A 10,862-nucleotide genomic window follows, 5' to 3' on the forward strand; every position below is an offset into this window, starting at 1 on the left:
CATCCATACCCCATTTTCCTGCTTCATCACCTACTGAAATTTTACACTATCAAATACATTTGTCCACGTAAAATGTACATTGTTAAAAAAATATCGATTACTGATATGCAAAAATAAAATTTTATTGTCTTAAAAGATAAAAATTACTCTAAAAAAAGACTCCTTAAGATAAAACCTTAAGGAGCCTTTTGCATTTGTCCTGTAGCAGACACGGTTACAACATTTGTCAAAGTTGCCAGTGCATAAAATCCTGCCCCTTTGAATTCATAGCCAAGAGGTCCATATTTTTCATTTGCAAATTCTGTAACTTCTTTTCTATTTCCAACATCTAAACTGTCATTTCCAGCAGCCGTAACGATTAGTGCACCTTTCTTTTCAGCATATTTAGCTGTTTAATACTTTTATTGCCTTATCTAACTGATTATCCTTATTATTTAATTCTTCGAGCATTTTAACCATTGCATCGTATGTGTTTTTATCAAAAACCCCTGTTGGAGTCAGCCCCGCTTTTTTTTGTAATTCTTTTACAGCGTTTGCTGTTTTAGGACCAAAAATGCCGTCTTCCGGACCAGCATTAAATTTCAAGATATTTAAATGTTTCTGTAGAATTTTTACATTATTTCCTTTGGAACCCACCTTTAACGTACCGTTAAATTTAATCGAAGGAGTATATTGAGTACTTGCCACATATATATCTGGTTTCAAGCCTTGCTTATCAATATATCTGCCTGAAGGGAGCTTATATCTTGCAATCGTAAGCTTAAAGCCACTTCCATCCGGCAGTGGCACTACCGATTGGACAGTTCCTTTTCCAAAAGATTTTTCTCCCACTAATATACCTACTTTTGTATCCTGTATGGCTCCTGCTAATATTTCAGCTGCAGAAGCAGTATTGCCATTGATTAAAACCGCTAATCTGTACTTAGGATTGTTAAGATAAGAATAATATACTTCATCCTCTCCATCCTTTTTCTCTACAGTCACCACAACCCCTTTTGGAACAAAGAAGTTTGCAACGGTTACCACCTCTGTTAATAAGCCGCCAGGATTGTCCCGCAAATCGAGGATTATTTTATTTACATTGTTTTTGTCCATGTAAAGTAATGCTTTTGTTATACTAGATGTAGTATTCTCATTGAATTCTTGTATTTTTATGTATCCAACTCCCTGGATTATTTTATAGGAAACTGGGTTGACTCGAATTATTTGCCTTGTAAGTTCAAATTCTCTTGTTGTCCCTCCTACGTCAAACGTAACCTTTACTTTTGTACCTTCCTCCCCTATTATCATATTTACTACATCGTTTATATTCATCCCCTCAATGCTTTTGTCGTTTACTGCTTTTAAGATATAGCCACTTTTGATTCCAGCTTTTTCAGCAGGCGAACCTTCTAAAACAGAAATTACAACAATTTTTCCGTCCTTTTCGGCCAAGACCATTCCTGTCCCACTAAAAGTTCCATAAGTATTTTTAGTAAAATCTTTGAACTCTTCTTTTGTAAAATATGTACTGTACTCATCAAGGCTTGAAAAAATTCCTTTTAAAGCCGCTTCTTTAAGTTGCTCATACGTCACATCTCCTACGTAGTTATCTTTTATATACTTCATTATAGAACCAATGTCCGCAAGGTTATCATATAATTGCTGGTCTTCTTGAATCTGTGTTGAAGTCTCAGAAAAAGCAGGAACTGGAATAGCAAAAACAACACTTATTGCAAGGATAAATGTCAAAAATAGCGGCAAAAATTTCTTCACAATATATACCTCCATCCTTAAAAAGTTATAATTTCTTTCTTTCCTGTTAGTTTAATTATATCACAATGCATCCAAAATTAAAGGTTTCCCTATATTGATAGAGAAACCTTTGAAACTTGAGCACCATTGTTTTCACAATGGAGTTTGTATACTCTGTAATCAATTCCCATATAAGTATACACACTTTCCACACTTTCCACTACTTTATCTACTTTATCTTCTGGGCAAATAGCCATAATTGTAGGACCTGCCCCACTTAGAAAAGCAGAATAAGCTCCTGCTTCTAAAGATTTTTCAAAACAGGCATACATTTCAGGTATAAGTTTAGATCGATATTTTTGATGGAGCATATCTTGACTTGCAATTTTTAGCAAATCGTACCTTCCGCTAAACAAAGCAGCTGTCAAAAGAGAAGACCTACCTGTATTGAATACAGCATCTTTAAAGTCTATTTTTGGTGGTAATATATTTCTTGCTATTTCCGTCTTTAAAACTTTCTTTGGAGTAAAAGCAATAAACGTTAAATCATTTTCTAATTCTTTTTTTACATAATAAGTATTTACTCCATCAAAAACTGTTACATTTAGTCCTCCATTTAGAGCAGGACCTACGTTGTCGGCGTGTCCTTCCATGGAAGCTGCAAGGTTTAAAATCTCCTCATGGGTTAAAATACCCCCTGCAAGTTCATTTGCCGCCAACATCCCGCCAATTATCGCTGCAGCACTACTTCCAAGACCGCTGCCTATAGGAATGCCATTTTTTATCTCTATTTTTAAGCCTTTATAGTGTGTTTCTGTTTTTTCAAAAATTATTTTAGCCGCTTTATAAACAAGATTATTCTCTGTCGTCTCTATTTCTTTATAGTCCTCTCCTGAAGCTTCTATAATAAGCCCTTTTTCTATAAATCCCATAGAAACTTCTGTGTACAAATTTAGTGCCACTCCTATGCAGTCAAAACCAGGTCCCAAATTTGCCGAAGAAGCAGGAATTCTCACCTGCACCATATCGCTATCCATACAAAACTTCCTCCAATGTTTTTAGATTTGCCTCTATCGTTTTTATTTCTCCTCCTAATTTAACAGCTGTATCTGGATCTTTTAAGCCATTTCCAGTTAACACACAAACAACAGACTCTCCTTCTTTAAAAAATCCTTCGTTGTATTTTTTTATAACCCCTGCAATAGAAGCTGCTGAAGCAGGCTCTGCAAAAATGCCCTCCTTTTTAGCTAAAAGGTTATAAGCTTCTAGTATTTCTTCATCTGTAACTTTGTCAATAAGTCCACCCGACTCATCCCTTGCAGCAACTGCCTTTCGCCAGCTGGCAGGGTTGCCTATTCGTATAGCTGTTGCAATAGTCTCTGGGTTTTCAATTACTCTGTTTTCAACTATAGGCGCAGCCCCAGCAGCCTGAAAACCTAACATTTTAGGAAGTCTCGTTATTTTTTTGGCATTATAATATTCTTTAAAGCCCATCCAATAGGCAGTAATATTCCCCGCATTTCCAACAGGGAGGGCAACGTAAGAGGGTGCATCTTTGAGTTCATCACATATTTCAAAAGAAGCCGTCTTTTGTCCTTCTAATCTATAAGGATTTATGGAATTCACCAAAGTTATGGGAAATTTTTTCGAAATTTCTCTAACCAATTTTAAGGCATCATCAAAGTTTCCATTTATGGCAATGACTTTAGCACCATAAGCAATTGCTTGAGCAAGCTTTCCTAAGGCAATTTTGCCACCAGGTATGAGTACGATGCTTTTAAGACCTGCTTTTGCTGCATAGGCAGCTGCAGAAGCAGAAGTATTTCCTGTTGAAGCACACACGACTGCATTAGAGCCCTCTTCTTTTGCCTGCGATACTGCTACAGTCATACCCCTGTCTTTAAAAGAACCTGTTGGGTTTAACCCTTCATATTTCAGATATATTTTTATGCCTGGAAAAAGTTTTTGAAGATTTATAGCCTCATAAAGAGGTGTATTGCCTTCTTTTAAAGTAACTATGTTTTCCTCTTTTATTTTAGGTAAAAATTCTCTATAAGCTTTTATTAGTCCTTGCCACTTCACTATTATTCCTCCTCTACTCTTATGACGCTTTCTATGCTTTCTACTTCTTTCATGTTTTGTATTTCATCTAAAGCTTCAAACACCTTCCCTGTATTCGCAATATGAGTAATCAAAACAATCTCTGCAGTATCTTTCAAAACCCCTTTTTGCACCACCGATAAAAGACTTATCCCTTTGTCTCCTAATATTCCAGTAATTTTGCTCATTACACCAGGTTTATCAATGGCTATGAGTCTTATATAATATTTGGATGCAGTATCCACAACAGGAAGAAGGTCCGCATCCTCGCAGCCATTTTGAATTACAATGTGGTTTTTCACATCCATTATGTCTGCAACAACCGCACTAGCAGTAGGCATCATACCCGCTCCTTGCCCATAAAACATGACTTCACCTACCGCATTTCCGTCAACTAAAATAGCGTTAAAGACTCCATTTACGCTGCTTAAAGGATTGTCTTTTTTTATCATAACAGGATGTACCCATGCTTCTAATCGCTCGTTTTCGTCAATTTTTGCATAAGCTATGAGTTTTACATGGTACCCCAATTCTTCGGCATATTTTATGTCAGATTTAGAAATGGACTTTATACCTTTTGTGTAAATTTTTTCAGGCAAAATGAATTTGTTAAATGCTAAAGTGCAGAGTATAGCAAGTTTTCTTGCCGCATCGAAACCTTCCACGTCATCTGTGGGGTCTGCTTCTGCATAACCTTTTTGCTGAGCCTCTTTTAAAGCTTCTTCAAAGTCTAAACCTTTTTCTTTCATTTCTGTCAATATATAATTTGTAGTTCCATTTAATATTCCTTTGATTTCGTATATTTTATTCGCCGCAAGACATTGTTTTAATGGCCTGATAATTGGAATGCCTCCACCAACTGATGCCTCATAGAGAAGATTTACTTTATTTTCAGTTGCAAGTTTTATTAGCTCTTTCCCGTGAACTGCTATAACTTCTTTGTTAGCAGTGACGACATGCTTGCCTTTCTTAAGGGCTTTTATGATATATTCCAAAGCAGGATGTTCTTTCCCCATCACCTCAACCACTACATCTATTTCTTCATCTTCTAAAATGTCGTTTGCATCAAAAGTTATTTTCCCTTCTGCAAAGGATGCCCTTTTTTTATTAGGGTCTTTTACAAGTATCTTCTTTATCTCAATTTTTTCCCCCAACTTTTTTTCAATGTTTTTACCGTTTTGGTTTATTAAATGAACTACGCCTGTTCCAACTGTGCCAAGCCCCATTAGTCCTATTTTCATTCTCAATCCCTCTCATTCTCCCAAAATTTCTATCTTCCTAACTCCGTTTTGACTAGACAATTTTTCAAGAAAATTTTCTAAGCTCATTTCCATGTACTGGGTGTCAACAGAAATTGTCACATTGGCTACACCCATAGAAGGCATACTTTGATTTATGGTGACAACATTGCCCCTTGCTTTTGCTACCACATCCAAAATAGAAGAAAGCACACCTGGCATATGGTCTAACAGCATAGATAAAGTTATGATTTTCCCTTTGCTAAATTTAGAAAAGGGAAAGACATAATCTCTATACTTGTAAAAAGCACTTCGAGAAATACCTACTTGTTTTACTGCTTCATTGATAGTTCTCACTTTACCTGATTCTAATAATTCTTTTACTTTTAAAGTTTTTTTAAGAGAATCCGAAAGGATTTCCTCTCTTATTATATAAAGTTTACTATCTTCCCCCACAATTTCACCTCCTATTGTTCTTTTTGAATAGACAATATTCCATATATGATATACATTTTATCACATTAAATTATAAAAATCAATAGGAGGTCACGTTTACTAGAAAAAAGCCATTGACAGAAAATAGATATATACTCTATAATTGTTTATAAAATTACGTGCTTCTCTCATTTTTTTAAAACGGTTCTTTAAGATATTTTTATTTGCTTTGTATTTTTAACTAGTATTTTAAAAAGTTAAATGTAGTATTATTTTGCTTTAATACAATAGCGTAATAATATATCATCATAATAAAGTGATAAATACTTTTGTTTTTATACTGGAAAAGAAGGTATGAGGTTTCTGATTGAAAAATTTAATTTAATAATTAATTGCTATAAGGAGGTAATTTAGTGACACATTCAAAGGAATTTTTTAGAAGGAAAACTTTAGAAATGATATTAGCTGATGCAGAAAGTGAACAATATAAACTTAAAAAGTCATTGACAGCAGTTGACCTTGTCGCATTAGGATTGGGAGCAATTATAGGTACAGGTATATTCGTTCTTGCTGGTGTCGCCGCTGCTGAAAAATCTGGCCCTTCAATTGTTCTTTCTTTTATTTTAGCAGGACTGGCTTGTGCTTTCGCTGCAATTTCTTACGCAGAATTAGCATCAATGTTCCCAATTGCAGGTTCCACTTATAATTATGCATATATCGCAATGGGAGAATTTATTGCGTGGATAATTGGATGGGATTTAATACTTGAGTACGTCCTTGCACTTCCTGCAATAGCTTTGGGCTGGTCCAGTTATTTTACCAATCTTCTTTCAAGCCTAGGGGTAAATATTCCCGGTTGGGCTACTCATTCTTCCTTGCAAGGCTCAGGAGGACTTATTAATATTCCAGCAATAGGAATCCTTATTATTATCGCCATTTTAAATTACATCGGTGCAAAAGAAACAGCAACTATTAATAATATCGGGGTTGCCTTTAAAGTGTTTGTGGTACTTTTCTTTATTTTTGTTGGCATATCCCATGTAAGGCCAGTTAATTGGCAACCTTTTATGCCTTATGGTTGGTAAGGTGTTTTTAAAGGTGCTGCAATTGTTTTTTTTGCATATATGGGCTTTGATGCAGTTTCTACTGCTGCTGAAGAAACAAAAAATCCAGCGAAAGATATGCCTATTGGAATTTTGGGTTCCCTCGGAATAAGTACTCTTTTATATATTGCTGTTTCAGCAATTTTGACAGGTGTTGTTTCATATGGAGAGTTAAAAGATACAGCTCCTGTTGCAAAAGCTTTAGGTTTGATAGGTTTAAACTGGGCACAAGGGCTTGTTTCTTTAGGTGCTATAATAGCTATTACCACCGTGCTATTAGTTATGTTTTATGGTGCTACAAGAATAATCTTTGCTATATCTCGTGATGGATTGCTTCCACCCACTTTTTCAAAAGTTCATCCAAAATTTAGAACACCCGCTTTCTCTATATATCTCATAATGATTGTAACAACTCTGGCAGCGGGATTTTTGCCAATAGACATAATCGCAGAGCTTGTAAATATGGGTACTATGTTTGCTCTTATAATAACTTCTGCTGCTGTTATAGTATTGAGATACAAGCAACCCGAATTGCCAAGAAATTTTAAAGCTCCAGGTGTACCATTGACACCTATTTTGGCCATTTTTTTTATCCTTTTGCTTATGTTATCTCTTTCCTGGCAAACATGGGTTAGATTTATTGTATGGTTTGTAATAGGGCTTTTTATTTATTTTGGTTATGGGAGATATCACAGTATATTAGCCAAATTAAAAGAATATCAATAAAAAATGCGGCAAAAGCCCAAAACTTTGCCGCATTTTTTATATTTCTACCAAATCACTTTCAATATTTCTTAAAGCCAGGCGAACTTCAAACTTTACTCCCGATTTTTTAAGCATATTCGTTACAGTAGTAAAGGCGAGTTCTGGTCTGTTATTATTTTGGCTTAAATGGCCTAAAAAAGCTATACCTATTGCTTTCATTTTAAAAAGTTTCATCAAAGTGTCTGCAGCTGCATCATTAGAAAGATGTCCTAAATTAGATAAAATCCTTTTTTTAAGAGGCCAAGGATATGAACCATTAATAAGCATTTGTATATCATGATTTGATTCTAAAAGTACTACATCAGAACCTATAAGATGATTTGCAACTCCTCTTGTCATGTACCCTAAATCAGTGGCAACGGAAATTTTTTTGTCTCCGCATTTAAAGGAAAAACCTACCGGCTCCACAGCATCGTGGGGCTTTTTAAAGGGTATTATTTTTATTTCTCCAATTTCAAATTCTTCCCCTGTTGTGAAATAGAATTTGTTTTTTTCGGAAATTTCTTTTATGTCTTTTTCCATCGCATCCCACGTAGCTTTATTGGCATATATAGGTATATTGTATCTCCTTGAAAGCACTCCTGCCCCTTTAATATGGTCTTTGTGCTCATGAGTAATAAGAATAGCAGACAGGCTTTTAGGGTTGACGCCTATGTTAAGTAACGCTCTTTCAATTGTTCTGCCGCTTAAACCCGCATCAATAAGTATATGTACATCTTTATGATTGATGTAAATAGCATTTCCACTACTTCCTGACCTTAAAGAGCAAAATTTCATAGTCCATATACCCGCATTGCGGGTATCCCCCTTTCTTTTACTATCGCAATTAATTATAACAATTTTTCTAGGGCAAGTGAAGAAATTTTCTTTTTAAAGCGAAAAGCAGTTATTCACATTTGATCTGTGTGCAAATTTTTCATAATCTAAAAATTTCCCATGCTCTAGCTAAGAGAATTTCAACACCAAGTTATCAACATATTCACATTTATTTGTGGATAAGTTGATAACTTAAAAATATAAGAGGAAAATAACTCCTCTCTCATGGTACTATCAAAGTCGGTAAATAGATGATTCCTTCTTTGTCGAATTTTTGGATTTCTTATATAATTATATCTTCTCCACCTTTTCTAAGCCCAAGGATTTCTCTTTCAGAATATTTGGTAGTCCGCAAAATATAAAAAATAACTGAATCCTCTTCTTTGTCTATTATTCTTCCTAATTCTAATTTGAGTTTTTTATAATTTGCTTCAGAAATTTCTCCTTCAAGAACCGAATTTTGAACCCAATGTAAATATTTCCTGCAAGTCTTTAAAACCTTATTGACCCTTTTCTCGTTCACATCGTATACTAAAATTAAAAACATATCCTATCACCTAAATTTACCATTGTGCAATAAAAGGCTTGTACTGCTCCTCCTCAATCAAGTGTTTTTCCAACTTATACAACTCTAACCTTATAAGTCTCCTATAAGAAACATTGTGAGAAAGAGTTCTGCGTTTAATGGTTGTAGCAAGCTTATCTTCAAATTCCTGCACAAATACTTTTTTCCCTTTTTCTTTAAGCAACAATCCTTCTGCATCTTCTTCAAAGTCTTCTTTAGTCACCATTTTTTTGCTAAGCAAAGTAAATATCGTCCTGTCTACAATAATAGGTTTAAAAATCTCTGAAACATCTAGATTTAAAGAAAAACGCCTGAAATTAGTAGCATGCAAAAAACCTATTCTGGGGTCTAAATGGGTTTTGTATATCTCGCCTAAAGCTACCGTATACATTAAAGAATTTCCAAAACTTATTAAAGTATTTAAAAAATTCTGAGGCGGTCTTTTGCTTCTAAAATCAAATTTAAAATCGGGATTTTGAATTATCTCATCAAAAGTCCTATAGTAATATTCCCTAATGTTTCCTTCTATTGCCATTAATTCGTTTATTGTAGAAGTTGAATCGACACTCTCACCTAATTTTTCTATGGAATAAATAGCATCTTCCAAATTTTTACCTCTATTTGAATAATATTTTAAAACCTGCCTTATATTCTTATAAGCCCCTTCTACAAATTTTTGTGCAAGATAAAGCCTTTTACTTTCATCATTATAGTGTTCAGCTTGTTTTAATATCATATAACCTGAGTTTAAATGTTCTCTTGGATAATAAGAACCTACATAATATCCATAATGATTAAAGAAATGAAGTATAATCTCAGATTGGGTTAAAAACTCAAGAAATCTTTTGTTAAGGGTTACCTCTCCAAAAATCATTATTTCACAAGTATTTTCAACAGGTATGAATTTTCTTCCATTTTCTCCTTCAGAAAACAAAGTGCTGTCCTTTCTCTTCAATTCCCCATCTGAAAAAATGTAAATCGTCTTTTTCATGACATACAAAACTCCTTATACCCACAATTTTTACAATAAGGTATTTTTAAAAAAGCAGGAGGTAATTCATGTAAAGCAATTTCTTTTATCTCATTTATTGCCTCAATTATTTTATCCTCAAGTTCTGGCGTTAGTTCAACTATTTCTCTTTTTCGCTCTTCTGGAAAGAAAAGTTGCCCCTTTGCCGATATTCCGCTTTGTTTTAACTTATAAAGATAAAATAAAAGTTGCATTTTCGCACTTTCAGCTGCTTTTGAACTTTTCTTTACCTCACCAATTAAAATATTATCTTTTTCTATTCTCACAAGGTCTAATACCACATTTTCAAAGTGAATCTTTTTTCTATCTCTTTGATAAGAATTTTCATCAATGAGCCTACCTATTTCAATATAAGGATGTTCTTGGTCAGGCACTAATTGATGTGCCATAAGCCAAACCTGCCTTTTACAAATGGTATAACTTTGCATTAATGCCCCTGTAACTTCAAATTCCATGGTATCACCTTTATCAAAAACATCCAAAATTTTTTTAAACTATTTATCGCAAAACTTCACTAGGCCTTGTAAAAGATTTTTAATAGAAAGCAGCTAAAGCTTAAGGCTTGCTTGTAAGAAAGCTTTGGATTGGACTTATAAGTAATATACGCTTCAACATAAATAAGCCACTCCTTTTTAATTATTCAGCCACTTTGTATAGTAATATGAATAGTCAAAAAATTCAATTGTTGACTTAAAAATATATTCAAACATTTTTACCTTTTATTTTTAGTTTCAATCCTTATTAAGTAAGCTAAAGACCAATAGGTATAGACTAATCAATAACACAGATAGAATCTCAATTCCTTATAGACCTCTATGCCGTAACTGCGGCACCATCAGAGTTGGTTCTTTCATGGATTTAGTTTATTCCCACATAGCCGAAATCGGCACGAATATGGAACAGTTCCCTTCTGCTGCCCATTTGTGTTCTTAGCTGCCTCAAGAGCAAAAGATACCTATCTTTCAAGTCAGTACCACCGCATCGCTGCTCGAAGAGGAGCAAACCGAGCAGCAGTTGCAGTAGCACATAGCATTTTAATTATAGTTTATCATATTCTCAAGCAAAAGCAACCTTAT

Annotated in this window: 9 protein-coding genes and 2 pseudogenes; 2 read left to right on the forward strand and 9 right to left on the reverse strand. The window is 34.4% G+C overall.

Annotation, left to right across the window (positions count from 1 at the left end; translation table 11 throughout):
• Positions 1-384: 384 nt before the first annotated feature.
• From I4N53_RS06445 to I4N53_RS06465, 5 genes are all read right to left on the reverse strand, one after another.
• Entirely contained in the window at positions 385-1,755 is a 1,371-nt protein-coding gene (locus I4N53_RS06445; protein WP_214495873.1) for a S41 family peptidase, read from the reverse strand.
• Positions 1,756-1,844: 89 nt separating this feature from the next.
• On the reverse strand, positions 1,845-2,771 hold the full coding sequence (thrB, locus tag I4N53_RS06450) for a homoserine kinase (protein WP_214495874.1): 927 nt from the start codon (positions 2,769-2,771) through the stop codon (positions 1,845-1,847).
• On the reverse strand, positions 2,764-3,816 hold the full coding sequence (gene thrC, locus I4N53_RS06455; RefSeq protein ID WP_214495875.1) for a threonine synthase: 1,053 nt from the start codon (positions 3,814-3,816) through the stop codon (positions 2,764-2,766). Before thrC ends, thrB begins: the two co-directional genes overlap by 8 nt.
• Positions 3,817-3,818: 2 nt before the next feature.
• Positions 3,819-5,075, reverse strand: coding sequence for a homoserine dehydrogenase (locus I4N53_RS06460; RefSeq protein WP_012996170.1), 1,257 nt, complete (start codon positions 5,073-5,075; stop codon positions 3,819-3,821).
• Between the two features lie 12 nt (positions 5,076-5,087).
• Complete coding sequence (locus I4N53_RS06465; protein WP_012996171.1) at positions 5,088-5,528, reverse strand: ACT domain-containing protein; 441 nt, start codon at positions 5,526-5,528, stop codon at positions 5,088-5,090.
• A 434-nt stretch (positions 5,529-5,962) separates the two neighbouring features.
• On the opposite strand from I4N53_RS06465, the pseudogene I4N53_RS06470 reads away from it, so the two are divergent.
• A pseudogene (locus I4N53_RS06470) lies at positions 5,963-7,336 on the forward strand (amino acid permease).
• Between the two features lie 36 nt (positions 7,337-7,372).
• On the opposite strand, the gene I4N53_RS06475 reads toward I4N53_RS06470, so the two are convergent.
• From I4N53_RS06475 to cas4, 4 genes are all read right to left on the reverse strand, one after another.
• A complete protein-coding gene (locus I4N53_RS06475; protein ID WP_214495876.1) occupies positions 7,373-8,152 on the reverse strand; it encodes an MBL fold metallo-hydrolase in 780 nt (259 codons plus the stop codon).
• Between the two features lie 322 nt (positions 8,153-8,474).
• The gene (gene cas2 / locus I4N53_RS06480; protein ID WP_012996174.1) at positions 8,475-8,738 is read right to left on the reverse strand and encodes a CRISPR-associated endonuclease Cas2; all 264 of its coding nucleotides are present in this window, start codon (positions 8,736-8,738) and stop codon (positions 8,475-8,477) included.
• Between the two features lie 16 nt (positions 8,739-8,754).
• Positions 8,755-9,747 carry a type I-B CRISPR-associated endonuclease Cas1b gene (gene cas1b / locus I4N53_RS06485; protein WP_214495877.1) on the reverse strand — a complete coding sequence of 331 codons (993 nt, stop codon included), beginning with the start codon at positions 9,745-9,747 and terminating at the stop codon, positions 8,755-8,757.
• Positions 9,744-10,241 carry a CRISPR-associated protein Cas4 gene (gene cas4 / locus I4N53_RS06490; RefSeq protein WP_214495878.1) on the reverse strand — a complete coding sequence of 166 codons (498 nt, stop codon included), beginning with the start codon at positions 10,239-10,241 and terminating at the stop codon, positions 9,744-9,746. The genes cas1b and cas4 overlap by 4 nt, the downstream gene beginning before the upstream one ends.
• 418 nt (positions 10,242-10,659) lie before the next feature.
• Between cas4 and I4N53_RS06495 the strand changes: the two are divergent.
• Positions 10,660-10,862, forward strand: a pseudogene (locus tag I4N53_RS06495) (IS110 family transposase); the annotation flags it as partial.

Origin of the sequence: Thermoanaerobacter sp. CM-CNRG TB177, assembly GCF_018588165.1 — a bacterium.
In the GTDB taxonomy this organism is placed as follows: domain Bacteria; phylum Bacillota; class Thermoanaerobacteria; order Thermoanaerobacterales; family Thermoanaerobacteraceae; genus Thermoanaerobacter; species Thermoanaerobacter thermocopriae.